We start from the raw sequence: 24,840 nt of genomic DNA, 5'->3' as shown, positions 1-24,840 counted from the left end.
CCAGCAGGTCATGCTCGCCTGGATCGCAGCGACTCTCGTACAGGGCCGCGGCGTCGACGCCGGTCGCCGGGAGGCCGCAGCCGGCGCACACGGAGAGGGGGCGCGTGAGCGTCGCGGAGCAGTCGGGGCAGTGGTCGGGGTCGACGTAGCGCTTCCAGCCCCCGACCACTGTCAGCGGCGCGGGCCCCTCGCCATGAGCCCGAGTACCCAACCGCCAGCCGAGTCAGGGAAGTGCTGATCAATGCGGGTGGATGCCAGCGTGCGTGCCTGGGCGGCGTCTGGCGCCGCCCTTGAGTTGATCAGTGCTTAGGTACGGAGCGGCCGGATCCGGCCGCTCGCGTGCTCCGGTGGCGGGACGCACGCGGCCCGGGCGCGGGCGGCGACGTCGTCGGGGAACGGCGCTGAGGTGTGCCCGACGACGTGCACGCCGAGGACCTCCTCGGTGGCGCGCAGCCGCCCGCCGGCGTACATCTCGTGCCAGATCCACAGCAGCTTGCCGGTGGCGCCGATGACCGACGAGCGCACCTCCAGGTCGCTGCCGGCGGAGACCTCGTCGAGGTAGCGGAGGTGCGCCTCGACCGTGTAGAGCGACGCGTCGTGGGCCTCGCGGTACGCCGGCCCGAGCCCGACCTCGTCCATGACGGCGTCGGTCGCGTGGCCGAGGACCAGCACGTAGTAGGGCTCGGAGAGGTGGCCGTTGTAGTCGATCCACGCGTCCTGGACGGGCTCGCGCCAGATGACGGTCATGCGCGTCCCAGCGCGCGCAGGATCGCGATCACGCCGCGGTCGCGCTCGGCCACGAGGTCGTCGATGCTGCGCCCGCCGGCCTCCCGGTCGCAGCCGTCGACCACGGCGTCGCGCAGCTCGGGCGTGAGCTCGGCGGCGACCAGCCGGGTCCACGGCGACTGCAGCGAGGGTCCGAAGTGGTCGAGCATGTGCGCCATGCCGCCCTGCCCGCCCGCGAGGTGGAAGGTCAGCATCGGCCCGTGGATCGGCCACCGCAGGCCGGGGCCGGCGGTGATGGACAGGTCGATCTGCTCGACGGTCGCCTCGCCCGCGTCCACCATGTGCAGCGCCTCGCGCCAGAGCGCCTCCTGCAGCCGGTTCGCGATGAAGCCGGGGACCTCGCGGTCCATCGTGATGACCGACTTGCCGGCGTACCGGTAGAAGTCCGCGGCCCACGCGACCGCGTCGGGGTCGGTGGCGGTGCCGCCGACGACCTCCACCAGCGGGATCAGGTACGGCGGGTTGAACGGATGCCCCACGACGGTGCGCTCGGGATGGGCGCACCTGCCCTGCATCTCGCTCATCCCGTAGCCCGAGGTGGACGAGGCGATCACCACCCCCTCGGGCGTCACGGCGTCGATGTCGGCGAGCAGCGCGCGCTTGAGGTCGAGGTCCTCCGGCGCGCTCTCCTGGACGAAGTCGGCCCGCGCGCAGGCGGCCGCGAGGTCGCGCTCGACGGTCAGGCGGTCGATGCTCGCGCCCTCGGCGAGCCCGAGCTCGGTCAGCGCCGGCCAGGCCGCGGCGACCAGGTGGCGCAGCCGCGCCGCCGCGTCCGCGGCCGGGTCCCAGGCGACGACGCGGTAGCCGCGCGCCAGGAAGTAGGCGACCCAGCCGCCGCCGATGACGCCGGCGCCGACGCAGGCGACGGTGCGGACGTCCTCCGGTGCCGGCCGGGTCGCCTGGGCCCCCATCAACGGCTCCGAAGCGCGAGGATCTCGCGGCCCTCGTCGGGGGTCGCCACGGAGGCGCCCATGCTCTCGACGATCGTCCGCGCCCGCTCGACCAGCTGCGCGTTGGTCGCCTTCACGCCCTTGCTCAGGTAGAGGTTGTCCTCCAGGCCGACGCGCACGTGGCCGCCGAGCAGGACCGACTGGGCGACCCACGGCATCTGCATCGGGCCGAGGGCGAACGACGCCCACACGGCGTCCTCGGGCAGCTGCGCGACCATCGCCGCCAGCGTGAGCGGGTCGGCGGGGGCGCCGTACGGGATGCCCATGCAGAGCTGGTACATCGCGGGCTCGTCGATCAGGCCCTCCTCGACGAGCGTTCTCGCGAACCACAGGTGGCCGGTGTCGAAGATCTCCATCTCGCAGCGGACGCCGAGCTCCTGGATCCTCTTCGCGCCCTCGCGGAGCATGTCCGGGGTGCTGACGTAGACCAGGCTGCCCTCGCCGAAGTTGAGGCTGCCGCAGTCGAGCGTGCAGATGTCCGGCAGCAGCTCCTCGACGTGGGGGAGCCGGTCGACGCCGCTCACCAGGTCGGTGCCCTCGAGGAACGTCGTCGGGTCGCGCGGGTCGAGCACCAGGTCGCCGCCCATGCCGGCGGTGGTGTTGATGATGACGTCGACGTCGGAGGCCCGCACGCGCTCGACGACCTCGCGGTAGAGCGCGACGTCGCGCGAGCCCGTGCCGGTCTCGGGATCGCGGACGTGGATGTGGATGATCGTCGCCCCGGCACGGGCCGCGGCGATGCCGGACTCGGCGATCTGCTCGGGGGTCACCGGCACATGCTCGGAGCGGCCGACGGTGTCGCCGGCCCCGGTCAGGGCGCAGGTGATCATGACCTTGCGATTCACTGCGGGAACTCCTTCGTGTTCGTCTGCTCAGCGGCCCTTCCAGACCGGGGGGCGTTTCTCGGCGAAGGCCCGGAAGCCCTCCTGCTCGTCCTCCGAGGAGTAGAGCGTCGCGACGGTCGGGAGGCTGCCGGTCGTCACCAGGTCCATCGCCTCCTGGAACCGCAGCGACTCCGCGATGCGTGCCGTCTCCTTGATCGCGGCGAAGACCAGCGGGGGGCCGGAGGCCAGCAGCCGCGCGGTCTCCCACGCGCGGGCGAGGACGGCCTCCTCGTCGGGCAGCACCTCGTTGACCACGCCCCAGCGCGCGGCCTCCTCGGCCGGCATCCAGCGCCCGGTCAGGAGCAGCTCCATCGCGACGTGGTAGGGCATCCGCCTGGGCAGCTTGATGGTCGCGGCGTCCGCGAGCGTGCCGGCGTTGATCTCCGGCAGGCCGAAGCGGGTCGCCGCGGAGGCGTAGATCAGGTCGCAGGAGAGCGCCAGCTCGAAGCCGCCGCCGACCGCCATGCCGTGCACGGCCGCGATCACCGGCTTGTTGAGGTCGGGCAGTTCCTGGAGCCCGGCGAACCCGCCGACGCCGTACTCGCCCTGGACGGCGGCGCCGTCGGCGGCGGCCTTGAGGTCGAAGCCGGCGGAGAAGAACCGGTCGCCCGCGGTGCGCACGATCGCCACCCGGAGTTCGGGGTCGTCGCGGAAGGACGCGAAGACCCTGCCCATCTCCTGGCTGGTCCCGAGGTCGATCGCGTTGGCGGGCGGCCGGTCGAGGGTGACCTCGAGGACGCCGTCCTCGACGCGGGTGGTGAGTACGTCGCTCATGTCAGGCTCCCCAGGGCCGCAGCAGCGACCGGCTGATGATGTGCCGCTGGATCTCCGACGTGCCGTCCCAGATCCGCTCGATGCGGGCGTCGCGCCAGATCCGCTCCAGCGGCAGCTCGTCCATCAGGCCCATGCCGCCGTGGATCTGGATCGCCTCGTCGGCGACCATCGCGAGCATCTCGCTGGCCCTGAGCTTGGCCATCGCGATGTCGGCGTCGGTGGCCGTGCCCTGGTCGTGCTTCCACGCGGCGTACAGGGTCATCAGCTCGGCGGCCCGCAGCTCGCTCGCCATGTCGGCGAGCTTGAAGCCGACGCCCTGGAAGCGGCCGATCGGCTGGCCGAACTGCTCGCGGCTGGCGGCGTGCCTGACGGAGAGGTCGAGCGCGCGCTCGGCGCGGCCCAGGCAGGTCGCCGCGACCTGGAGCCGGGTCGACCCCAGCCAGGTGCCGGCCAGCTCGAAGCCCCGGCCCTCCTCGCCGAGCAGCGCGTCGCCGTCGACGCGCACGTCGTCGAAGTCGAGGATCGCGTTGGTGTAGCCGCGGTGCGAGACGTTGCGGTAGCCGTCGTGCACCGACAGACCGGGGGTGTCCAGGTCGACGAGGAACGCCGACATGGCCGGCCGCTCCGCGTCGTCCGAGCCCGTCACCGCCACCAGGATCACGAAGTCGGCCTCGGCGGCGTGGCTGATGAAGTGCTTGGTCCCGCGGATCCGCCAGCCGTCCCCGTCGCGGGTGGCCCGGGTGCGCATGCCGCGCAGGTCGGAGCCGGCGCCGGGCTCGGTCATCGCCAGGCAGTCGGTCTTCTCGCCGCGCACGCAGGGGTAGAGGTAGCGCTCGCGCTGGGCCTCGGTGCCGGCGAGCAGGATGTTCGAGGGCCGGCCGACGCCGCTGCTGTGCAGCGCGTAGCCGGCCTTGCCGAGCTCCTTCTCGAACAGCACCCACGTCACCGTGTCGAGGCCCGCGCCGCCGACCTCCTCGGGCATGTTGGCGGCGTAGAGCCCGGCCGCCAGCGCCTTCTCGCGGATCTGCGCGACGAGCTCGGCCCGCAGCACGCCGGTGCGCTCCACCTCCTCCTCGTGGGGGTAGAGCTCCCGCTCGACGAACGCGCGCGTCACCTCCACGATGCCGCGCTGCTCGTCGGTCAGGGCGAAGTCCATCGGTCTCCTCCCGCCCCCGAGTTGGCCAGTGCGGCGGCCGCGGCGCCTCGTCCGGTGCGCACGGCGCCCTCCATGTAGCCCGCGACCCACTGGTCGGAGCCGCAGACGTAGAACGGCGGCTCGTGGGTGCCGTGCAGGCGCCCGACCGCCTCCACGTCGCCGGGCCGCCAGTTGGTGACGTAGCCCTGCGTCCACGGGTCGCTGCCCCACAGCCGGGTCCAGGTCCGCAGCGGCGAGGCCGCCTCCGGCCCGTACAGCTCGGCGATCTGGCTCAGCGCCTCGCGGGTCCGGGTGTCGGGGTCGGTGGACGCGAAGGCGGCGTACCGCTCCGGCGGCACCAGCGCCGACAGCACGCCGCGCTGCTGCGGCCAGGTCGAGCCGAGCACGCCCTCGCTCTCCGAGAGGCCGTTCTGGCCGCGGGCGCGCCAGAACGGCTCGTCGTACGCCGCCACGAACTTCGCCGCCCAGGCGTGCCGCTGTCGCCGCAGCGAGGCGAGCCGCTCGTCGCTGACGCCCCGGATGTCGATGTCGCGCGCGGGTCCGGACGGCACGGCGAGGACGACCGCGTCGGCGTGCAGCGTCTCGCCCGCGGTCGTGGTCACCTCGCTGCGCCGGCCGATCCGGATGCCGCGCACCGGCGTCGACAGCCGCACGTCGCGCAGCCCGTCGGCCATCCGCAGCGCCACGGTGGCCGAGCCCTCGGCGACGCGCAGGTTCTCCCACTGCTCGACGTCGTAGCTGCCGGCGGTCCCGCCCACGACGATCTTGCGGGCGTAGGCGAACAGGCTCTGCCGCTCGATCGAGCCGTCGGAGAGGCTCAGGTGCACGAGCTCCCAGAGCCGCAGCACGTTCGGCGTCGCGCCGACCTCGCGCAGCCAGTCGCCGACGCTGAGCCGGTCCAGCCGGGAGAGGTCGGGGCACGACCAGGGGTCGCCGGGGTCGACGGACGCGAGCACCTTCGCGAGGGCGGCCTCCACGTCGTCGTACGACGCCCGGTCGGCGCCGGTGCACCACGACGGCCACTCGCCGACGGCGACGGAGCCGGGGACCTGGCGGGTGATCTCGCCGGGCTCGGCGACGTACGACGCCGTCAGCGTCAGCCCCAGCTCCTCGACCAGCCCGAGGTAGCCGGTGTGCGCGCTCCCGACCACCTCGCCGCCGAGCTGGACCCGGCGGCCGTCCGCGAGCTCGACCTGCTCGACCCGGCCGCCCACCCGATCCCGCGCCTCGAGCACGGTGACCCGCGCGCCGCCGGCCTCGAGGTCGCGGGCGGCAGCCAGGCCGGCCAGGCCGGCGCCGACCACGACGACGTCGGTCGTCACCTCAGCACGACCGTGTGCTCGGGGAGCCAGCCCAGCTCGACCCGGTCGCCGGGGCTCCAGCGATCCTCGGCCCGCATCCGGGGGAGGTTCTGCTCGAGCACGGTGACGGTGAGGCCGGTGGCGAGCGCGACGACGTACTGCGTCGTGGCACCGTGGTAGCTGGTGGCGAGGATGGTGCCGGACACGCGGTACATCTGCGGCGTGAGCTCGGCGATCCAGATCTTCTCCGGGCGGACCGTGATGCTGACGGCGTCGCCCTCGGCCGAGCCCCGGTGCCCGGGCGCGGGGATCCGGACGTCGGGCGAGACGGCGACGCAGCCGCTCGACCAGGTGCCGCTCATCAGGTTGCTGGTGCCGATGAAGCCGGCGGCGAAGACCGAGGTCGGCCGCTCGTAGACGTCCTCCGGTGTGCCGCACTGCTCGACGACGCCCCGGTTCATGATCGCGACCCGGTCGCTCATGCTGAGCGCCTCGTCCTGGTCGTGGGTGACGAAGAGGAAGGTGATGCCGACCTCGCGCTGGATCGCCTTGAGCTCGGCCTGCATCGCGTGCCGGAGCTTGAGGTCGAGCGCGGCCAGCGGCTCGTCGAGCAGCAGCACCTTGGGCTCGTTGATCAGCGCCCGGGCGAGCGCGACGCGCTGCCGCTGCCCGCCGGAGAGCTGGCTGGGCCGCGACCTGGCGCGGTCGCCGAGCTCGACCAGCTCGAGCATGCGGCCGACGCGCCGGTCGATGTCGGATCGGTCGATCCCCTTGCGGCGCAGGCCGAATCCCACGTTGCGGCGCACGTCGAGGTGCTCGAAGAGGGCGTAGCTCTGGAAGACGGTGTTCACGTCGCGCCGCTGCGGGGGAGTGCTGGTGACGTCCTCGCCGCCGACGAGGATCGTGCCCGCGGTCGGGTCGCTGAAGCCGGCGATCATCCGCAGCGTCGTGGTCTTGCCGCAGCCCGACGGGCCGAGCAGCGAGAAGAACTCGCCGCTCGCGATGTCGAGGTCGAGGCGGTCCACGACGGTGGAGCCGCCGAAGACCTTGGTCAGGCCGCGCAGCGACACGCTGGGCGGGACGCTGGGAGAGACGCTGGGAGAGACGCTGGGCTGGCCGGTCATGTGCGCTCCCCGGTGATCAGGTCGAGGCTCGACGGCTCGCGGCCGAACAGGCGCGGGAGCACCAGCGCGGCCACGATGAGCAGGGCGGAGACGATCAGCATCAGCGTGCCGATCGCGTTGATGGCGGGGGAGACCCCGAAGCGGATCGAGGAGTAGACGCGCACCGGCAGCGGCTGCGGGTCGACGCCGGTGGTGAAGAACGCGAGCACGAAGTCGTCGAAGACCAGCGCGAAGACCAGCAGGCCCGCGCCGAGCAGGGCCGGCAGCAGCATCGGGATCGTCACCAGCCGCAGCGCCTGGAACGGCGTGCAGCCCAGGTCGCGCGCGGCCTCCTCGACCTCCAGCGCGATGCCGGCGAGCCGGCCGCGGACGATCACGGTGACGTAGGCGATCGAGAACGTGATCTCCGCGAGGATCACCGTCGTCATCGAGAGCTTGAGCCCGATGCCGGTGAAGAGCAGCAGCGCGGCCACGCCGGTGACGATCTCGGGGGTCACCAGCGGGAGCAGCGTCACCGCGCCGATCACGCGGCCGCGGCGCGACCGCACCCGCTCGAGGCCCAGCGCGAGCATGGTGCCGAGCACGAGCGACCCGAGCGTCGCGAGGGCGGCGATCCTGAGGCTGGCCACGAGCGAGTCCAGCAGCGCGCCGTCGTGGACGAGGGCGTCGTACCACCGGAGGCTGAAGCCGGAGAACGACGACAGCGACTTCCTGTCGTTGAGGCTGAACAGCGCGACGGCCAGGATCGGCAGGTAGAGCCAGCCGAAGAACACGACCGTGAGCGCCACCGCGAACCGGGGCTTGCTCTCGAGCCTGCGGGCCCGGGCCATCAGAGGTCTCGCGCCCTGGTCGACGTGGCGCGGAGGTAGGTGACCATCAAGACGGTGAGCGCGACCATCATGCCGACGGTCAGGGCCGAGCCGAGCGGCCAGTTCTGGCCCTCCACGAACTGCTGCTGGACCAGGTTGCCCATCATGTAGGTGTTGGCGCCGCCGAGCAGCTGGGCGCTGACGAAGTCGCCGAGCGTGGGCAGGAAGACCAGCAGGATCCCGCCGTAGAGGCCGGCGCGCGTGGCGGGCAGCGTGACGAAGAGGAACGTGCGCACCGGCCCGTGGTAGAGGTCCTTGCCGGCCTCGATCAGCGAGACGTCGAGGCGCTCGAGCGACGCGTAGACCGGCAGGATCATGAACACCACGAAGCCGTAGACCAGACCCCCGACCACGGCGTACGGCGTGTTGAGGAAGGTGACCCCGTCCAGGCCGACCTCGCGCAGGCCGCTGTTGACCAGGCCGTCGTCGGAGAGCAGCGCCTTCCAGGCGTACATGCGGATCAGGTAGCTGGCGAAGAACGGCACCACGATCGCGGCGATGATCGCGTTCTTGTAGCGGCCGCCGTGCAGCGCGATCGCGTAGGCGACCGGGTAGGCGACCAGCAGCGAGACGACCACGGTCGCGAGCGCGTAGGCCAGCGAGCGCAGGAACAGCTCGAGGTAGACCTCGTTCCAGAGCGCCCGGTAGTTCGCGGTGCTCGTCGCGAAGACGGGGAAGCCGTCGTTCGTCGTACGCCCGAAGGAGAGCAGGACGACGATGACCATGCTGGAGACGAAGAACGCCACCATCCACGCCGTCGGCAGCGCGAGCAGGGCGCCCCACAGCCGGGTGCGCTGTGCGGATCGCGGGGCCGGTCGCGCCGACTGCGTCGCCGCCACGTCAGCTCGCCTTCACCTCGGTCCACGTCGCCGCACGGCGCTGGACCTCGTCGGTGTCGAGCAGGCGGAAGACGTTCTCGTTCTCCAGGTCCGAGACCTCGATCTGGCAGGCGGGCACGTCCTTGGTGAGCTCGGCGAACGCGGGCAGCGCGTCCTTCACCGGGAACGGGTAGAACAGGTAGTTCATGTTCTTGACGGCGTTCTCGGGGCGGAGCAGGTAGTCGATGAACACCATCGCGGTGCCCGGGTGCTCGGCGTTGGCCGGGATCGCGTAGGTGTCGGAGTTGATCGGCGTGCCCTCGCTGGGCGCCTGGAAGTCGAACATGGCCGGGTCGTCGGCCAGCCCCCGCTGGAGGTAGAGGAAGTCGCCGCTCCACATGTGGTGCACCCAGGCGTCGCCGCCGAGCATGTTGTTGATGTCGTCGGAGGAGTACGCCCGGAGGTACTCCTTCTGGCTGATGAGGAGCTCCTTGATGTCGCCGAGCTCCGAGGGCTCGGCGGTGTTGACGTCGTAGCCGAGGAGCAGCGCGGCCATCGCCAGCGCCTCGTCCTGGTCGTCGAGGGTGAAGATCCGGCCGCGGGCCTCGTCGTTCCAGAGGTCCTTCCAGCTCCCGGTCATCGACAAGACCTTGTCGGTGCGCCAGCCGATGCCGGTCTTGTAGACGGTGAACGGGACCGACACCTCGGACCCCTCGTCGTACCAGGGGTTGGTGAAGTACGAGCCGGAGTAGAAGACCTGGTCGGCGTTCGTGAGCCGGGCCGGGTCGATCGAGCGGAGCTTGCCCTCGCGCTTGAGCTTCACCACCCACTTGGCGATCGGGAAGACGATGTCGTACTGGTTGCCGGCGGCGATCTTGGCGTACATCCCCTCCATCGAGTCGTAGTTGGACTCGATCACGTCGACGCCGTACTCCTCCTTGAAGCCCCTGACCACGCTCGGCGCGAGGTAGTCGGCCCAGTTGAAGTAGACGAGGTCGCCGTCGATCTTCGCCTTGGCCGAGGGCGGCAGGGGAGCGTCGGCCGGTGCGTCGTCGCGGATGTAGGCGCAGCCCGGCAGCGTCAGCGAGGCGCCCAGCGCCAGGCCGCCGGTCAGGAGCCCTCGTCGCGAGGGACGGGGGACGTCGAGACCGGCGCGCCGGGTCATGCCCCGGGCCCGCCCTCGCCGGCACCGTCGAACGGCGCCGGCTCCGGGAGCGGTCCGTCGTGGCCGACGAGTACGCCGACCGTGGTGGCGATCGTGTCGCGCGCCTCGTCGATGCCGAGGCCGGGGTCGCCCGCGAGCACGCGGGCGCCGAGCCCGTCGGTGAGCGCCACCGCCGTCTCGGCGATCAGCCGGGGGTCGAGCGCGGTCGCGAAGACCCCGGTGCGCAGCCCGTCGCGGACGATGTCGGCGACGGTGACGTAGAGGTCCTCGTAGAGCTCGGCGCCGACCTTCGCGAGGTGCGGGTCGCGGATGCAGAGCAGCGCGAGCTCCTGCCAGAGCAGCCACTCGTCCGCGCGCTGCTGGTCGCTCGGCAGGCACCGGTCGAGGAAGGAGGACAGCCGCTCGGCGGGCCCGTCGCCGGCGCCGGCCAGGGCGCGCTGGTTGAGCTCGGTCGAGACCTCGTGGGAGTGCCGCAGCACCTCGCCGAAGAGGAGCTCCTTGGTGTCGAAGTGGTAGTGCAGCAGGCCGGCCGAGACCCCCGCCGTCCGAGCGATCGCCGCCATCCGGACCTGGGCCAGGCCGTCGCGGACGATGCACTCCGCGGCGGCGGTGAGGATCCTCGTCCGAGCCTCCGCGGCCGCCTGCTCGCGCTGGCTGGGACGGGTCGACGACTTGGCTGCCATGGCCTCCACCAGAGTCTGACTGTTTAGTCAGTCAGCGATGCTAGGGTTCGGCGCGTGAGGCGTCAAGGACCGCCGGACCCGGGGCCCGGGGGTAGGCCCGAGGGTGGGCTCGAGGCGGTCTTCGCGCCGCGCGCGGTCGCCATCGTGGGCGCCAGCGACGACGCCGCGAAGTGGGGCCACATCATCGCCGGCCGCGCCCTCGCGTCGCGCGGCGACCGCACCGTGCTGCTGGTCAACCGCCGCGGCGGCCAGGTGCTGGGCGAGCCGGCCCACGCGTCCGTGACCGCCGCCGCCGAGGCGTACGGCGTGCGCGTCGACCTCGCCGTGGTGTGCGTGCCGGCCGCGGGCTTCGTGGCCGCGGTGGCCGACGCCGTGGCCGCGGGCGCCCGGGCGATCGTGGGCATCACGGCCGGGCTCTCCGAGGCCGGGCCGGAGGGCGCCCGGCTGGAGGCCGAGGCGCTGGCGATCGCCCGCGCCTCCGGCGCGGTGCTGGTCGGGCCCAACTGCCTCGGCGTCGTGGACACGACGACCGGACTGCAGTTGGCGCACGCCGTACTGCCTGCCGGCGACGTCGCGGTGCTCAGCCAGAGCGGCAACCTGGTGCTCGACCTGGCCGGCCTGCTGGCCGACCGCGGCCTGGGGGTGTCGCGGTTCGTCTCGCTCGGCAACCAGGCCGACCTCGGCCTCGTCGACTTCCTGCACGCCTGCGTCGGCCACGACGGCACCCGGGCGGTGGCCGTCTACACCGAGGACGTGGTCGACGGCCGGGCCTTCCTCGAGGCGGCGCGGGCGCTGCGAGACGCGGGCAAGCCGCTCGTCCTGCTGGCGCCGGGACGGACCGAGGCGGCGGTGCGCAGCGCGGCCTCGCACACCGGCTCGCTGACGACCTCCTCGATGGTGGTCGACGCCGCGTGCGCGGCGGTCGGTGCCCACCGGGTCGACCACCCGACGCAGCTCGCCGACCTGCTCGTCGCCCTGCGCGAGCCGCGGCGGATGCCCGGCCGGCGGGCGGTGGTCCTCACCGACGGCGGCGGCCACGGCGCGGTCGCGGCGGACACGCTGGCTGCGGCCGGGCTCCGGCTCCCGGTGCTGACCGGTGCGCTCACCGCCGAGCTCGAGTCCGCGCTCTGGGCCCAGGCGACGGTGACCAACCCCGTCGACCTCGCCGGTGCCGGCGAGCGGGATGTCGCGAGCTACGCCCGCGGGGTCGAGATCCTGCTGGCCTCGGACCAGGTCGACGGCGTGCTGCTGACCGGCTACTTCGGCGGCTACTCCGCGGACCGGTCGGGCCTGGCCGAGCGGGAGGTGGCGGCCGCCCGGCAGCTGGCCGACGCAGTGGCGGCGCAGCGGAAGCCGCTCGTCGTGCAGACGATCCACCCCGGCAGCCCCTCGAGCCGGGTGCTGGCGGCGGCGGGCATCCCCGTGCACCGCGACGTCGACCGCGCGTGCGCGGTCCTCGCCGGCCTCGTCTCCTCGATGCCCGACGGCCTCGCCGGACCGCTCCCGGCGCTCGCGACGGCGGTCGCCGACGGGTCGTACGACGCCGCGAGGAGGCTGTTCGCCGAGGCCGGGATCGCCTTCCCCGCGGCGGTCTCGGTCACCGACGCCGCGGACCTCGCTGCGGCCCTCGACGAGGTGGGCCTGCCGGTCGTCCTCAAGGCGACGGGGAGGCTGCACAAGTCCGAGGGCGGTGGCGTGGTCGCCGGCCTCGCCGACCGGGAGTCGGCGACGGCGGCCTACGACGACCTGGTGGCGCGGCTCGCGCCGCCGGCCGTCTCCGTCGAGCAGATGGCGGACCTCGCCGGTGGGGTCGAGCTGATCGTGGGCGGCGTGCGGGACCCGAAGTTCGGCGCGGTCGTCGTGGCCGGCCTCGGCGGCATGTTCACCGAGGCGCTCGGCGACACCGCCTGTGCGATCGCGCCGGTGTCGGCCGACGCGGCCCGGGAGCTGCTGCTCTCGTTGCGGGGTGCGCCGCTGCTCCGAGGCGCGCGGGGACGCGCACCGGTGGACCTCGACGCGCTGGCAGAGCTGGTCGCGCGCGTCTCGCGGCTGGCCGCGGCCCACCCCGAGCTGGCCGAGCTCGAGCTGAACCCGGTGCTGGCCGGCCCGGGCGGCGTACTCGCCCTGGACGCGCGCGTCGTGCTCCTCTGACTACTCCATGTCGCGCAGGTAGCGCTGGTCGAAGCCGTGCACCCACGCGTCCTTGGCCGGGAAGACGCCGTGGTCGAAGACCCGCGACGTGACCCCGCGCTGGACGCGCTCGCACGCCTCGCTGTCCTGCCGGGTCACCCGCTCGTTGAACTCCACCACCGGCGAGGGGTCGAAGTCGGGGTCGTCGAGCGCCTCGGGGCTGAAGAGGTACTCGGTCACCAGCCGGCAGCTCCGCGGACCGGTCGGGAACACCGCGGTCGCGAGGCAGCTGGAGCCGTCGACGTCGAGGAACATCGTGGGGTAGACGCCGGCGCCGTAGTACGACTCCGGGTCGCCCTCCCGGGCGAACCCCGGCAGCAGCGGGAGCCGCAGGCGCGGGTCGTCGACGATCGCCGTACGCCCGTCGGCCAGCGAGACCCCGCCGTCGGAGCGGCCGTCCTCGAAGACGTCGCCCTTCCGGTACGCCGGCACGACGGCGACGAGCTCGGGGTGGATCGTCGGGCAGTGCAGGCACTCGTTGTAGTTCTCGATGACGATCTTCCAGTTGGCCTGCACCTCGTTGACGGTGACGCGCGCGATGCGCAGGTCGGCCAGGCCGAACCGCGCGAGGCCCAGGGGCTCGTCCTGCTGGTCGGCGAGGTGGTCGGCCAGGGGCCGCGGCTCCTCGCGCGAGAGGTTGACGAAGACGAACCCCTCCCAGACCTCCACATGCACCGGCCACAGCGACGTCGACGGCCGGTCGATCTCGTCCTTCTCGATCATCGGCGTCGTGACGAGCGTGCCGTCGAGGGCGTAGCCCCAGGCGTGGTACGGGCAGCGCAGGTGCGTGCGCACCTCGCCCTGCTCCTCCTCGCAGATCCGGGAGCCGCGGTGGCGGCAGACGTTGTAGAAGGCGCGGATCCGCTCGTCCTTGCCGCGCACGACCAGGACGCTCTCGTCGGCGATCTCCACGCGCAGCCACGCGCCCGGCTTCGCGACCCGCTCGGCCCGTCCGACGTAGATCCAGTTCCGGTACAGCACCCGCTCCTTGTCGAGCGCGTAGACCTCGTCGGAGTGATAGGCCGACCCGGGGAGGGTCTTCCGGATCTCAGTGACCATTCGCTGACTGTACAATCAGCGAGTTGGCTGCGCCAGGGTCGCGGGGTGCGGCCAAACGCCACGCCTGACCCGGATTCGACATCCGCTTCGTCCCGGCGGCGCCGGCGCCCGCTGGACGACCCGGCACGGCGTCGCTTCGCCTTGCGATGCACCCGCCCGGAGCCCGGCCCCGAGGAGCCCCGGCGGCGACCTCCTCTGGGACTGTCGCCCCCGGCTGAGGTCATTCTCGGATTAGGGTGTCGATCGTCCGAGCCCGCCATCCGCTCCGAGGAGCTTCCCGCGCATGCCCGCCCCCGACGACCTGCTCGCCGCGCTCGACCCCGAGCAGCGCCAGGTGGCGGAGGCGCTGCGCGGGCCGGTCCGGGTGCTCGCGGGAGCCGGCACCGGCAAGACCCGGGCGATCACCCACCGGATCGCGTACGGCGTGGCGTCCGGCGTCTACGCGCCCACCGAGGTGCTCGCGGTGACGTTCACGACGCGCGCCGCCGGCGAGATGCGGGGACGGCTGCGCGCGCTGGGTGCGGCCGGCGTCCAGGCGCGCACCTTCCACTCCGCGGCGCTGCGCCAGCTGCGCTACTTCTGGCCGCACGTGCACGGCACCGAGCTGCCCACGCTGATCGAGTCCAAGATCGGGCTGCTCGCCACCGCCGCCCGCCGGCAGCGGCTCACCGCCGACCAGGCGCTGCTGCGCGACCTCGCCTCCGAGGTCGAGTGGGCGAAGGTCAGCAACGTCCACCCCGACGACTACGCCCGGGTCGCCGCCGCGCGCGGTCGCAGCGTCTCCGGTCAGGACCCCGAGACCGTGGGCCGGGTGTTCGGCAGCTACGAGGAGGTCAAGCGCGGCCAGGGCCGGATGGACATGGAGGACGTGCTGCTGCTGACGGCCGGGATGCTCGCCGAGGACGAGCGGGTCGCCGCGCAGGTGCGCCGCCAGTACAAGTGGTTCGTCGTCGACGAGTTCCAGGACGTCTCGCCGCTCCAGTCCGCGCTGCTCGACCTCTGGCTCGGCGGCCGCGACGAGCTCTGCGTCGTCGGCGACCCCGCGCAGACCATCTACTCCTTCGCGGGCGCCAACGCCGACTACCTCCGCGACTTCCCGCAGAGGTACGCCGGCACCACGTCGGTCGAGCTGGTCCGCAACTACCGCTCTACCCCCGAGGTCGTCGAGGCCGCCAACGCGCTGCTCGCCGGCAGCGCCAGCCGAGGCGTCGAGCTCCGCGCCCAGCGGCCCTCCGGCCCGGTCGTCAGCTACACCGCCCGCCCCGACGAGGTCGCCGAGGCCGAGGCCGTCGCCGACCAGGTGCTGCGGCTGCGCGACAGCGGCCGCTCCCTCGGCGAGGTCGCGGTGCTGTTCCGCATCAACGCCCAGTCGGAGTCCTTCGAGGAGGCGCTCGCCGCGCGCGGGCTGCCCTACGTCGTGCGCGGCGCGGCGCGCTTCTTCGAGCGCCCCGAGGTCCGCGAGGCCGTCACCCGGCTCCGCGGTGCGGCCCGCTCCGGCGAGGGCGACGGCGTCGACGACTGGGTCGACGTCGTGCGCGCCACCCTGGCCGGCATGGGCTGGACGCCCGCCGCGCCCACCGCCCGCGGCCAGACCCGCGACCGCTGGGAGTCGTGGCAGGCGCTGGTCGACCAGGCCGCCGAGTTCGCGACCCAGGGCGACCTCAACGCGTTCGTCGACGACCTCGACCGCCGCGCCGCCGAGCAGCACGCGCCGGTGGCCGACGGCGTCACGCTGGCGACGTTCCACGCCGCCAAGGGCCTGGAGTGGGACACCGTCTTCCTCTGCGGCCTCCAGGACGGCACGCTCCCGATCACCTACGCCGAGACCCCGGCCGCGATCGAGGAGGAGCGCCGGCTGCTGTACGTCGGCATGACCCGTGCCCGGCTCGACCTGCACCTGTCCTGGGCGCTGGCGCGCAACCCCGGCGGCCGCGCCGCGCGCAAGCCGTCGCGGTTCCTCGACCCGCTGCTGCCCGACGACGCCCGCGCCCAGCGCGACCTCCCGCGCTCGCGCAAGGTCGCGAGCTGCCGTGAGTGCGGCCGCCCGCTCACGACCGGGGCGGAGAAGAAGCGCGGCCGGTGCGCGGGCTGCCCGGCGTCCTACGACGAGGAGCTGTTCGAGCGCCTGCGCGAGTGGCGCCGGGAGCGGGCGGGGGAGGAGGAGGTGCCGGCGTTCGTGGTCTTCACCGACGCGACCCTCCAGCTCATCGCCGAGCACAAGCCGCGCACGCCCGCGGCCCTGCTGAAGATCAACGGGATCGGCCGGTCCAAGCTCGAGCGGTACGGCGAGCAGGTGCTCTCCCTCGTCGGATGAGCCCTCGGCCGAGGGCATCTCGAAAAAATCCGAGAAAGACCCATAAAACCGTTTGCCCATTACCCGCGGGAGCCGATAGGTTTCCGGACAAGCGATCCCTGCGCACACGATCCTGGCACGATCGGCGCCCGAAGAAGTGAAGGAGGTGGCACTTGTGAACAGCACTCAGCTCCAGATGACGGCTCAGACCCCGTCGGCCTTCGGCATGCCCATTTCCGGCCACTCCTTCGGCGTGACGACGGGTGCCACCGATGTCCGCGCCGCTGCCGCGACCGTTGTCGTGCGCGAGCGCGCGGCCACGACGGGCACCGCCAAGGCGGGCACGGGCCTCATCTCGTCCTACTTCCCGGGGACCAGTGCCTGGAGACCACCGACCTGTTGACACCCAACAGCCATCGGCAGCCTCCAGGCCGCGGAACCCGAACCGGGATCCGCGGCCTTTTCGTTCCCCGAGCAGCTTTCCCGGCCAGTACCGCACCACCCATTGCGATCAGGTCAGAAGAAGGAGGTGACACATGACCATCAGTGAGCTCGTCCGCACCGATGGGGCAGTGCCGATGACGGAGTCGATCGGCGGCAGCGGCCTGGGGCTGCTCCACGACCAGGCGAACGAGGTCGACGACGACCTGCTGCCCTGCCGGGCGAACAACCCGGAGCTCTGGTTCGCCGAGTCCCCCGCCGACGTGGAGGCCGCCAAGGCCCTCTGCCAGGAGTGCCCGGTCCGGGCCCTCTGCCTCGACGGAGCGCTCGAACGGCGCGAGCCGTGGGGCGTCTGGGGAGGCCAGCTCTTCCTCCAGGGCGCCGTGATCCCGCGCAAGCGGCCCCGCGGCCGGCCCCGCAAGGACGAGGTCGCCGCCTAGCGGCAACCACCAGCAGAGCCCACGCGGCGTCCACCGCAGCACCGACCGACGAAAGCACCCTGATTCCCATGTACCAGACCACTCACCTGAACGGACGTACCGACATGACGCTCATGCACGAAGACCTGGCCCGCGCACAGATGTCCGCGCGCCTGGGAGAGGCGCAGCAGCTCCGGCGTGGTGCCCAGATGGCCCGCGCCCGCCGGCTCAGCCGCAAGGCGGAGAAGGCAGCCCAGCAGGCTCGACTGGCCCTCGCCCGGGCGCTGTGACGACACCCCTCCGGCCCGAGAGGGCCTGACCTGATCGCGGGTGTCCCAACGGAGCCGGGTACGGCGACCACACCGGTCGTCGTACCCGGCTCCTCCGCGTGCTCCGGCTACGTTGGGGCCATGACCACCTGCGACTTCTGCGGCCGCGTGGAGACCGACGAGGCGAGGACGCTGACCTGGACGACGGCGGTCGAGAACGGCCGCCGGCGCGCCTACTGCGACGAGTGCTCGCGGTCCCACCTGCGCGCGATGGAGGGCAAGCTCGACAGCGAGCTCTGGTGAGCCGAGTGCGTCAGCTCGAACCTCGCAACCTCTTGGACAGGAAGCGGTCGAGGGCGAGCTCGATGTCGACGCCGTTGAGCTGGAACACGATCCTGCCGTTGACGGCGCCGGCGGCTGCGGCGTACTCAGCGAGCGTCGAGAGCAGCAGGTCTTCGCGGCCCTCGATACGAGAGACGGCGGCCTGCTTGATGCCCATCCGCTCGGCCAACTCGGCCTGTGTCTGGGTCGCGACCTTGCGGATCTCGGCGAGCCCCTGGGTGTAGACGCGGTTCATCTCGGCCACGCCGCGGTCGATGTTCTCGACCGCCGCCTCCATGCCCGGCTCCGCGAGGAGCTCGTCCAGCACGGCGTCGCCGTCGACGAACCCCGCGGGGATGCTCTCCCTACCCATCTCCGTCTCCTTCCTCGTTCCTCGCCAGCTCTCGCAGCCATTGCTCGATCACGAGGTCTGCTCGACGGCCGACACTGTCGTACCAGACGTCGCCGATCCTGGCCTTCTCCCCTGTGAACAGCGCGACCACCACCTCGTCGGAGTCGGGCGGGAACCAGCAGATCAGCCGGACCGCGATCCCCTGTTCGTAGGGATGCGAGGTTCGCCAGACCTGATGCCTCCTCGACTGGGCCACTCGCCTCAGCCCAGCCGTGTCCTCCTCCGGCGGCGCCTGGAGACTCCGCAGCATCCGCAACGCGGCGGCCACGAGCTCCAACTGTCGCCGGTAGTAGGCATTTCCCTCGCGAGACTTCTGCTGAGCCCGACGGATCCAGGCGTCGAACTCGACGGGCCAACGCAGCCTCATGACGAGATATTACGTTCAAGCAGTATTACATGCAAGGAATCTCATGGGAGTCCATGAGCTACTGAGCCCACGAGCAGCCGCAGTGCGGGTGCCGCTCCCAGGCACGCCGCCGCGGCGGGAGCGCCGGGCCCAGCTCGACGGTTGCCGACCAGGTGGCCGGCTCGCCGCCGTCGAGGAAGGTGAGCAGGTCGCGCACCGTCCACGCGGCTGCCATCGTGGCGAGCGCGGGGTCGGCGGGCGCGGCCGGGAGCCCGGCCAACTGCTCGACCACGAGCGCCCGGCGCGGGTCCTGCTCGCCGTGGTGGGCGTCGACGCAGCGCAGGCACGCGGTGCGGCCGGGCACCACGAACGGCCCGACCGTCCAGCCGTGGGCGTGGGCACCGAGCACCAGGTGGGGCCGGCCGGCGCACGCCTCGGCGTCGGCGTCGCTGCGCGGCACCTCGCCGGCGACGGCCAGCACGGCCACCTCGGCGCCGGGGCCGACGGTGCAGCCGGACTCGCGCAGCAGCCGCTCGACCTCCGGGGCGCCGGAGCCGACCAGGGTGACCGCGCCCCGGGGCCGGGGCGGTGCGACGAGCAGGCCCGCCGACGTCAGGTCCGCGAGCGCGCGCCGCGCCGGTGGCGAGGTGGGCGTGGGGGAGCGGCCGGCGGCCAGGTCGTCGAGCAGCCGGCGTACGTCCGGGTGGTCGGGGAGGACGGCCCGCCACGGCGGGTCGACGCCGACCTGGAGGTGGCGGTCGTCGCGGCGCGTGACGTGCAGGCCGGGCAGCAGGCGCATGCCGGTCCCCTACCCGTCGTCACCGCCCGCCAGCGGTTGTCCACACCCGGAAATGAGACGACGGCACCCGCCCGGTCGGGTGACCGGGACGGGCGCCGTCGTGCAACTCGTGGGGCGCTGCTGCTTGCGCGTCAGGCCTTGCCGAGGATCCGGTTGAGGTTCGTGCCACAGACGGGGCAGACGGCCTTCGCCATCCGGGTGCCCTTGTCGTTGACCTTGACCTCGCCCTCGGCCTCGCGCTTCTCCTTGCACTTCACGCAGTAGAACTCGCCGCTCCAGGTCTCCGCCATGACGGCCTCCTTGCCTAGTTCAATCTCTCGGTCGTCGCGACGGGGCACGAGGGGAAGACCCGTCGGAGTCCGGCGAAGGTGCCGCCGGACCGACTCGACCCTACGACACGCACGATCGGTTCCGCGTCAGGCGCACCGGGAGCGGTGAATCTCGTCACGGCGTGTCGCGAGCCGGGTGAGTACGTTGGCGGCCATGCCAGCACACTCCGAGCATCTCCGGGAGCACCTCCGAGTCGAGCGCCCCTCCGACGGCGTCGCCCTCCTCACCCTCGACAACCCCGACCAGCGCAACGCGATGTCGGAGGCGATGACGACCTCCTGGGTCGCCGCGGTCGACGAGCTCGCCGCCGACCGTTCGGTGCGGGCGGTCGTGGTCACCGGCGCGGGTACGGCGTTCTGCTCGGGCGGCGACACGTCCTGGATCGCCGGCGAGCCGGACGCGTCGGTGGATCGCCTGCGCACGCGGATGATCGCGTTCTACCGGGCCTGGCTGTCGATCCGCCGGCTCGAGGTCCCGACGATCGCGGCCGTCAACGGCGCGGCGATCGGTGCCGGCCTGTGCCTGGCGCTCGCCTGCGACCTGCGGTACGCCGCCGCGGGAGCCCGGCTGGGCGCCCCGTTCGTGAGGCTGGGCATGCACCCCGGCATGGCCGCCACGTCCCTGCTCCCGAACGTCGTGGGCGAGGCGCACGCCCGCGACCTGCTGCTCACCGGCCGCGTCGTCGACGCCGACGAGGCGCTGCGGCTCGGGCTGGTCTCGCGGGTGATCGAGCCGGCGGCGTTCCTCGGCGAGGTGCTCGAGACCGCCGCGGGGATCGCCGCCACCGCGCCGATCGCCAGCCGGCTCACCAAGCTCGCGCTGCGCGACGGCGGCCACGCCGACGTCGAGGCCGGCCTGCAGTGGGAGGCGATGGCACAGCCGATCACGCTCGCCACGGCCGACCTGCAGGAGGGCATCCGGGCGGCGAGGGAGAAGCGCGCTCCGGCCTTCACCGGACAGTAGGAACAGTAGGAGAAGCAGCGAGGCCCCCGGTCACCGGTGGACGCTTGCCTTCCCCTTGCGAGCGTCCCTCGATGGGCCGGAGGCCCCGTCTGCGGCACACGCTAGGAGGCGGCGCCGACGGGGGTCAACGCGGGCCGGGCGCAGCCTGTGGACGACGCTGTGGAGAACCGTGTGGAGAACATCCCCGAACCGGTGGACGAGGCCGGGACGCACCTGTGGACGACGGCCGGGCCGGGACGCCGTACCGCCCGCTGACCAGCGAGAATGGCCCTCCACCGGGTGTGGAACGAAGAAATCTGGAGCGAGATCGCGAGGTGGTCGGCGTGTCGGAGCGGTACGACGGTGGTCCGGTGGCGGCGCTGCGCCGGATCGCCTTCCTGCTCGAGCGCGGGCGCGAGGACACCTACAAGGTCAAGGCCTTCCGCAACGCCGCGGCCGCGATCCTGCCGCTGCCGGCCGAGCAGGTGGCGGCCGCGGCCGCGGACGGCACGCTCACCGACCTGCCCGGCGTGGGCGCCAGCACGGCGAAGGTGATCGCCGCGGCCGTGCGCGGCGAGCTGCCCGATCGGCTGGCCGCGCTGGAGCGGGAGCACGGCGGCCCGCTGACCGGCGCCGGCGCCGGGATCCGCGCGCGGCTGCGCGGCGACCTGCACTCCCACTCCGACTGGTCCGACGGCGGCTCGCCGATCGAGGAGATGGCGTTCACCGCGATGGAGCTCGGCCACGACTACCTCGTGCTCACCGACCACTCGCCCCGGCTGACCGTCGCCCGCGGGCTGAGTCCCGAGCGGCTCGCGAAGCAGCTCGGCGTGGTCGAGGCCGTCAACGACCATCTCTCCGGGGACTTCACGCTGCTCAAGGGCATCGAGGTCGACATCCTCGACGACGGCTCGCTCGACCAGACCGACGAGCTCCTCGCGCGGCTCGACGTCCGGGTCGCGAGCGTCCACTCGAAGCTGAGGATGGACGCGGCGGACATGACCAGGCGGATGGTGGCGGCGGTGCGCAACCCGTTCGCCAACGTGCTCGGCCACTGCACCGGGCGGATGGTGACGGGCAGCCGCGGCACCCGGCCGCCGTCGCGGTTCGACGCGCAGGCGGTCTTCGAGGCGTGCGCCGAGACCGGCACCGCGGTCGAGATCAACAGCCGCCCCGAGCGCCGCGACCCGCCCACCACGCTGCTGGAGCTGGCCCGCGACATCGGCTGCCTGTTCTCGATCGACAGCGACGCCCACGCGCCGGGGCAGCTGGACTTCCAGGTCTACGGCTGCGAGCGCGCCGAGGCCGCCGGCATCGACCCCGACCGGATCGTCAACACCTGGCCGCGGGAGCGGCTGCTGGCCTGGGCGAAACGGTAGGTTCGCCTCATGTCGCGGCCGGAGGTGGAGGTGCGGCGCTCCAAGCGGCGCCGGCGCACCGTTTCGGCCTACCGCGACGGCGACCGGGTGGTGGTGATGATCCCGGCCTCGCTCTCCCGCAGGGAGGAGGCCGAGTGGGTCGAGACGATGCTGGCCCGGCTGGAGCGCTCCGAGCGCCGCCGCAAGCCGAGCGACCAGGATCTGATGAGGCGCGCCCGCGACCTCAACGACAGGTACCTCGGCGGGCTGGCGCCACCGGAGTCGGTGCGCTGGGTCGACAACCAGCAGTCCCGGTGGGGCTCCTGCACGCCGGGCGACCGCACGATCCGGCTCTCCGGGCGGCTTCAAGGGATGCCGCAGTGGGTGGTCGACTACGTGCTCGTGCACGAGCTCGCCCACCTGCTCGAGCCGGGCCATGACGCGAGCTTCTGGGGATGGGTGGACCGCTACCCGCAGGCCGAGCGCGCCAAGGGCTACCTCATCGGCTGGTCGGCGGCGGCGCGGCTGGACCCCGAGATCGACTGAGCGCGACCAGCTCGACCAGGTCCGGCTCCGGGTCGGGCAGCGCGTCGGCCGGCCACCAGCGCAGGTCGAGCGACTCCTCGCCGACCACGTGCTCGGCGCCTGCCGGCGCGATCGCCACGAACCGCACGTCGAGGTGGTGGACGTCGCCGGTCGACCCGCAGAACGGCACCGCGTGCTCGCTGAGCTGCACCGGCACCGGGTCCAGCGCCAGCTCCTCGAGGCCGGACTCCTCGGTCGCCTCGCGCAGCGCCGCGCCGGCGAGGGTCTCGTCGCCGGGCTCGCAGTGGCCGCCGAGCTGGAACCACGCGTGCGCCTTCGCGTGCAGTGTCAGCAGTACGGCGTCGTGCTCGGCGTCGACCACCAGCGTGCTCGCCGTGATGTGGTCCGGCGTGCAGGCGCGGGTCAGGCCGTCCGGGTGGGCGCGCAGGTGGGCGACGTACCGCCGCCGGAGCCGCTCCTGCCCCTCGCTCGGCGCCCGCCAGCCGTCCAGGACGGCGAGCGCGTCGGCGTGGAGGCTCACTCCTCCGAGCCGCCGTCGAGGAGCCTCTTCAGCTCCGCGTCGAAGTCCGCGTCGCTGAGCTCGGGCAGGGCGGTGGCGTCCTCGCGGAAGCCGAGCGGGTCGTCGAGGTCCGCGGCCGACGGCAGCAGGTGCGGGTGCATCCACACGCCGTCGCGGGCCTCGGTGCCCTGGCGGGTGCGCAGCGAGCCCCACAGCGTGGACGCGTCGCGCAGCCGGCGGGGCCGCAGCTCGAGGCCGACCAGCGTGGCGAAGGTCTGCTCGGCCGGCCCACCGGCGGCGCGGCGGCGCCGGAACGCCTCCTGCAGCCGGCTCGCCGACGGCATCCGCTCGGCCGTCGCCTGGCCGACGACCTCGTCCACCCAGCCCTCGACCAGCGCGAGGGTGACCTCGAGCCGCTGGAGCGCGGCCTCCTGGCCGGGGGAGGGGGGTACGTCGAACAGCCCGCCCTCGAGCAGCTGCTGCATCGACTCCGGGTTGGTCGGGTCGACGCCGCGCATCTGCTCCTCGAGCCGCGCCTGCATGCCCGCGGCGTTGATCTCGAGCCCGCGGGCGTAGTCGGCGACGGCGCCGATCAGGTGGTCGCGCAGCCACGGCACGTGGGCGAACAGCCGCTGGTGGGCGGCCTCGCGCAGCGCGAGGTAGAGCAGCACGTCGTCCTCGGTGACGTCGAGGCCGTCGGCGAACGCGGTCACGTTGGCCGGCACGATCGCCGCCCTGCCGGGCGCCGCGAGCGGGAGCCCGATGTCGGAGACGCTCAGCACCTCCGCCGCGAGCGCGCCGAGGCCGGAGCCGACCTGCGAGGCGAGCAGGCCGCCGACGGCCTTGCCGAGGATGCCCAGCAGCGGCCCGGACATCGCCTGGGCATCGTCCGGCAGCGCGCTCGAGAGCGCCTGCACCGAGGACTCGGCGATCGGCTCGACGAGGACCTTCCACACGTCGGTCGTGCCGACGATCCATTCGGCGCGGCTCCACGCCGTGGCGGAGGTGACGCCGGAGGGGAACGCCGTGGTGTCGTCGAGCCAGTGGTCGGCGAGGCGGACGGCGTCGGCGACCGCGTCCTTCTGCCTTTGCGTCGGGGACGGGTCGGGTGCCTGCGCGACGGTCTTGCGCGCCATGTCGAGGGCGAAGTCCCAGTTGAGCGGGCCGTCGTAGGGCTGCATCAGGAACTGGATCTGGCTGAAGAGCTGGTTCAGGTCGGGCATCGCGCCGGCACCACCCGCGCCCCCGAAGGCCCCGAAGAGCTGCTCGAACGGCGTGCCCTCGAAGGGGTTCCGGCCCCTCTCGTCAGGGGAGTCGGGGGAGTCGGGCGTCTCGCCCGGCCGGTCGTTCATGCCCCAACCGTACGCGCCTGTCCTAGGCTCGTCCCCGTGACCGTCGTACGCCTCGTGGACCTCCGGGAGACCCCGCTGGACGTCGCCGAGGTGATGGCCGCGCTCGACGACGAGGCGTCCGGGGGGCTGACCCTCTTCGTCGGCCGGGTCCGCGACCACGACGGCGGCAAGGCGGTCGACGGGCTCGACTACTCGGCGCACCCGACCGCGCTCGACACGATGCGCGCGGTCTGCGAGCGGATCGCCGCGGAGCACGACGTCACCGGCGTCGCCGCGGTCCACCGGGTCGGCACGCTCGCCATCGGCGACATCGCCGTGGTCGTCGCGACCACCGCCGCCCACCGCGGCGAGGCGTTCGCCGCGTCGCGCGCGCTGATCGACACCCTCAAGGCCGAGGTGCCGATCTGGAAGCACCAGCGCTTCGGCGACGGCAGCGACGAGTGGGTCGGCACGCCGTAGCAGATCCCCGGCGGGGCGGCTGCGCTCCGTACCCTGAACGCGTGGAGATCCTGCTCTGGCTGGTGCCGTCGGTCGTCGTCACGGTCGTGGCGATGATCTGGGTCGGCTGGCTGGGGCGGGCGCGCCGCGGCGAGGTCGACCGCGAGGTCGCCGTACGCCGCCTCGCGACCGCGCTGGAGCGCGAGCCGCGCCGGCGCCGGCCGGGGTACGCCGCGCAGCGGCCGGCCCCGGACCGCTCCACCGGGGTCGCGGTGCGGCCCTCGCGACGAGCGTCCTAGGGGCGATCTGACAGTCT

General features: G+C 73.1%; 29 protein-coding genes. 11 read left to right on the top strand and 18 right to left on the bottom strand.

The window, feature by feature from the left end; translation table 11 throughout:
* Positions 1–306: 306 nt before the first annotated feature.
* Genes ACYVKX_RS12885 through ACYVKX_RS12835 form a run of 11 tightly spaced genes read right to left on the bottom strand, consistent with a single transcriptional unit; the run spans position 307 to position 10,510 of the window.
* Positions 307–747 carry a thioesterase family protein gene (locus ACYVKX_RS12885; RefSeq protein ID WP_460832875.1) on the bottom strand — a complete coding sequence of 147 codons (441 nt, stop codon included), beginning with the start codon at positions 745–747 and terminating at the stop codon, positions 307–309.
* The gene (locus ACYVKX_RS12880; RefSeq protein WP_460832872.1) at positions 744–1,697 is read right to left on the bottom strand and encodes a 3-hydroxyacyl-CoA dehydrogenase NAD-binding domain-containing protein; all 954 of its coding nucleotides are present in this window, start codon (positions 1,695–1,697) and stop codon (positions 744–746) included. Before ACYVKX_RS12880 ends, ACYVKX_RS12885 begins: the two co-directional genes overlap by 4 nt.
* Positions 1,697–2,581, bottom strand: coding sequence for a beta-keto acid cleavage family enzyme (locus ACYVKX_RS12875; RefSeq protein WP_460832869.1), 885 nt, complete (start codon positions 2,579–2,581; stop codon positions 1,697–1,699). The genes ACYVKX_RS12880 and ACYVKX_RS12875 overlap by 1 nt, the downstream gene beginning before the upstream one ends.
* 27 nt (positions 2,582–2,608) lie before the next feature.
* A complete protein-coding gene (locus ACYVKX_RS12870; protein ID WP_460832867.1) occupies positions 2,609–3,394 on the bottom strand; it encodes a carnitinyl-CoA dehydratase in 786 nt (261 codons plus the stop codon).
* A gap of 1 nt (position 3,395) precedes the next feature.
* Entirely contained in the window at positions 3,396–4,550 is a 1,155-nt protein-coding gene (locus ACYVKX_RS12865) for an acyl-CoA dehydrogenase family protein (RefSeq protein ID WP_460832865.1), read from the bottom strand.
* Positions 4,535–5,872, bottom strand: a complete 1,338-nt coding sequence (locus ACYVKX_RS12860; protein WP_460832863.1) for a flavin monoamine oxidase family protein — start codon at positions 5,870–5,872, stop codon at positions 4,535–4,537. The genes ACYVKX_RS12865 and ACYVKX_RS12860 overlap by 16 nt, the downstream gene beginning before the upstream one ends.
* Complete coding sequence (locus ACYVKX_RS12855; protein ID WP_460832860.1) at positions 5,869–6,975, bottom strand: ABC transporter ATP-binding protein; 1,107 nt, start codon at positions 6,973–6,975, stop codon at positions 5,869–5,871. Before ACYVKX_RS12855 ends, ACYVKX_RS12860 begins: the two co-directional genes overlap by 4 nt.
* Positions 6,972–7,805, bottom strand: a complete 834-nt coding sequence (locus ACYVKX_RS12850) for an ABC transporter permease (RefSeq protein WP_460832858.1) — start codon at positions 7,803–7,805, stop codon at positions 6,972–6,974. The genes ACYVKX_RS12855 and ACYVKX_RS12850 overlap by 4 nt, the downstream gene beginning before the upstream one ends.
* Positions 7,805–8,683, bottom strand: a complete 879-nt coding sequence (locus tag ACYVKX_RS12845; protein WP_460832855.1) for an ABC transporter permease — start codon at positions 8,681–8,683, stop codon at positions 7,805–7,807. The genes ACYVKX_RS12850 and ACYVKX_RS12845 overlap by 1 nt, the downstream gene beginning before the upstream one ends.
* A 1-nt stretch (position 8,684) precedes the next feature.
* A complete protein-coding gene (locus tag ACYVKX_RS12840; RefSeq protein WP_460832853.1) occupies positions 8,685–9,827 on the bottom strand; it encodes a polyamine ABC transporter substrate-binding protein in 1,143 nt (380 codons plus the stop codon).
* On the bottom strand, positions 9,824–10,510 hold the full coding sequence (locus tag ACYVKX_RS12835) for a TetR/AcrR family transcriptional regulator (protein ID WP_460832851.1): 687 nt from the start codon (positions 10,508–10,510) through the stop codon (positions 9,824–9,826). The genes ACYVKX_RS12840 and ACYVKX_RS12835 overlap by 4 nt, the downstream gene beginning before the upstream one ends.
* A 54-nt stretch (positions 10,511–10,564) precedes the next feature.
* Between ACYVKX_RS12835 and ACYVKX_RS12830 the strand changes: the two genes are divergently transcribed.
* Positions 10,565–12,661, top strand: coding sequence for an acetate--CoA ligase family protein (locus ACYVKX_RS12830; protein ID WP_460832849.1), 2,097 nt, complete (start codon positions 10,565–10,567; stop codon positions 12,659–12,661).
* Here the strand turns inward: ACYVKX_RS12830 and ACYVKX_RS12825 are convergent, their stop codons facing one another.
* Complete coding sequence (locus tag ACYVKX_RS12825; RefSeq protein WP_460832847.1) at positions 12,662–13,759, bottom strand: aromatic ring-hydroxylating oxygenase subunit alpha; 1,098 nt, start codon at positions 13,757–13,759, stop codon at positions 12,662–12,664.
* A gap of 283 nt (positions 13,760–14,042) precedes the next feature.
* Here ACYVKX_RS12825 and ACYVKX_RS12820 point away from each other — a divergent pair, with 283 nt between their 5' ends.
* The 5 genes from ACYVKX_RS12820 to ACYVKX_RS12800 all read left to right on the top strand — a co-directional run bounded on the left by ACYVKX_RS12820 (position 14,043) and on the right by ACYVKX_RS12800 (position 17,484).
* Positions 14,043–16,073: an ATP-dependent DNA helicase UvrD2 gene (locus tag ACYVKX_RS12820; protein ID WP_460832845.1), complete on the top strand. Its 2,031-nt coding sequence runs from the start codon at positions 14,043–14,045 to the stop codon at positions 16,071–16,073.
* A 145-nt stretch (positions 16,074–16,218) separates the two neighbouring features.
* Positions 16,219–16,455 (top strand): hypothetical protein, encoded by a 237-nt coding sequence (locus tag ACYVKX_RS12815; protein WP_460832843.1) that lies wholly within the window; start codon positions 16,219–16,221, stop codon positions 16,453–16,455.
* A gap of 133 nt (positions 16,456–16,588) precedes the next feature.
* Positions 16,589–16,933: a WhiB family transcriptional regulator gene (locus ACYVKX_RS12810; RefSeq protein WP_460832841.1), complete on the top strand. Its 345-nt coding sequence runs from the start codon at positions 16,589–16,591 to the stop codon at positions 16,931–16,933.
* A 68-nt stretch (positions 16,934–17,001) separates the two neighbouring features.
* Positions 17,002–17,202 (top strand): hypothetical protein, encoded by a 201-nt coding sequence (locus tag ACYVKX_RS12805; protein ID WP_460832838.1) that lies wholly within the window; start codon positions 17,002–17,004, stop codon positions 17,200–17,202.
* Between the two features lie 120 nt (positions 17,203–17,322).
* A complete protein-coding gene (locus tag ACYVKX_RS12800; RefSeq protein ID WP_460832834.1) occupies positions 17,323–17,484 on the top strand; it encodes a hypothetical protein in 162 nt (53 codons plus the stop codon).
* Positions 17,485–17,494: 10 nt separating this feature from the next.
* On the opposite strand, the gene ACYVKX_RS12795 is transcribed toward ACYVKX_RS12800, so the two are convergent.
* From ACYVKX_RS12795 to ACYVKX_RS12780, 4 genes are all read right to left on the bottom strand, one after another.
* A complete protein-coding gene (locus tag ACYVKX_RS12795) occupies positions 17,495–17,875 on the bottom strand; it encodes a helix-turn-helix domain-containing protein (protein WP_460832830.1) in 381 nt (126 codons plus the stop codon).
* Complete coding sequence (locus tag ACYVKX_RS12790) at positions 17,868–18,281, bottom strand: hypothetical protein (protein WP_460832828.1); 414 nt, start codon at positions 18,279–18,281, stop codon at positions 17,868–17,870. Before ACYVKX_RS12790 ends, ACYVKX_RS12795 begins: the two co-directional genes overlap by 8 nt.
* 58 nt (positions 18,282–18,339) lie before the next feature.
* Complete coding sequence (locus ACYVKX_RS12785; RefSeq protein WP_460832826.1) at positions 18,340–19,059, bottom strand: hypothetical protein; 720 nt, start codon at positions 19,057–19,059, stop codon at positions 18,340–18,342.
* Between the two features lie 131 nt (positions 19,060–19,190).
* Positions 19,191–19,349, bottom strand: a complete 159-nt coding sequence (locus ACYVKX_RS12780) for a DUF5679 domain-containing protein (RefSeq protein WP_011754982.1) — start codon at positions 19,347–19,349, stop codon at positions 19,191–19,193.
* 193 nt (positions 19,350–19,542) lie between these two features.
* Between ACYVKX_RS12780 and ACYVKX_RS12775 the strand changes: the two genes are divergently transcribed.
* The 3 genes from ACYVKX_RS12775 (at position 19,543) to ACYVKX_RS12765 (ending at position 22,235) form a co-directional block, all read left to right on the top strand.
* The gene (locus ACYVKX_RS12775) at positions 19,543–20,352 is read left to right on the top strand and encodes an enoyl-CoA hydratase/isomerase family protein (protein WP_460832824.1); all 810 of its coding nucleotides are present in this window, start codon (positions 19,543–19,545) and stop codon (positions 20,350–20,352) included.
* 323 nt (positions 20,353–20,675) lie between these two features.
* Positions 20,676–21,710 (top strand): PHP domain-containing protein, encoded by a 1,035-nt coding sequence (locus tag ACYVKX_RS12770; protein ID WP_460832821.1) that lies wholly within the window; start codon positions 20,676–20,678, stop codon positions 21,708–21,710.
* A gap of 9 nt (positions 21,711–21,719) precedes the next feature.
* Entirely contained in the window at positions 21,720–22,235 is a 516-nt protein-coding gene (locus ACYVKX_RS12765) for a M48 metallopeptidase family protein (RefSeq protein WP_460832819.1), read from the top strand.
* Here the strand turns inward: ACYVKX_RS12765 and ACYVKX_RS12760 are convergent.
* Complete coding sequence (locus ACYVKX_RS12760) at positions 22,189–22,755, bottom strand: NUDIX hydrolase (RefSeq protein WP_460832817.1); 567 nt, start codon at positions 22,753–22,755, stop codon at positions 22,189–22,191. The two genes, ACYVKX_RS12765 and ACYVKX_RS12760, sit on opposite strands and share 47 nt — an antisense overlap.
* Positions 22,752–24,086: a zinc-dependent metalloprotease gene (locus tag ACYVKX_RS12755; protein WP_460832815.1), complete on the bottom strand. Its 1,335-nt coding sequence runs from the start codon at positions 24,084–24,086 to the stop codon at positions 22,752–22,754. The genes ACYVKX_RS12760 and ACYVKX_RS12755 overlap by 4 nt, the downstream gene beginning before the upstream one ends.
* Before the next feature lie 36 nt (positions 24,087–24,122).
* On the opposite strand from ACYVKX_RS12755, the gene ACYVKX_RS12750 reads away from it, so the two are divergent.
* On the top strand, positions 24,123–24,545 hold the full coding sequence (locus ACYVKX_RS12750) for a molybdenum cofactor biosynthesis protein MoaE (RefSeq protein WP_460832813.1): 423 nt from the start codon (positions 24,123–24,125) through the stop codon (positions 24,543–24,545).
* 41 nt (positions 24,546–24,586) lie between these two features.
* On the top strand, positions 24,587–24,823 hold the full coding sequence (locus ACYVKX_RS12745) for a hypothetical protein (protein WP_460832811.1): 237 nt from the start codon (positions 24,587–24,589) through the stop codon (positions 24,821–24,823).
* The last annotated feature ends 17 nt before the right edge of the window (positions 24,824–24,840 follow it).

The sequence above is a fragment of the Nocardioides hungaricus genome (assembly GCF_054782915.1).
Note: the sequence above shows the minus strand (reverse complement) of the source record. Positions and strands in the feature narration are given on the sequence as shown.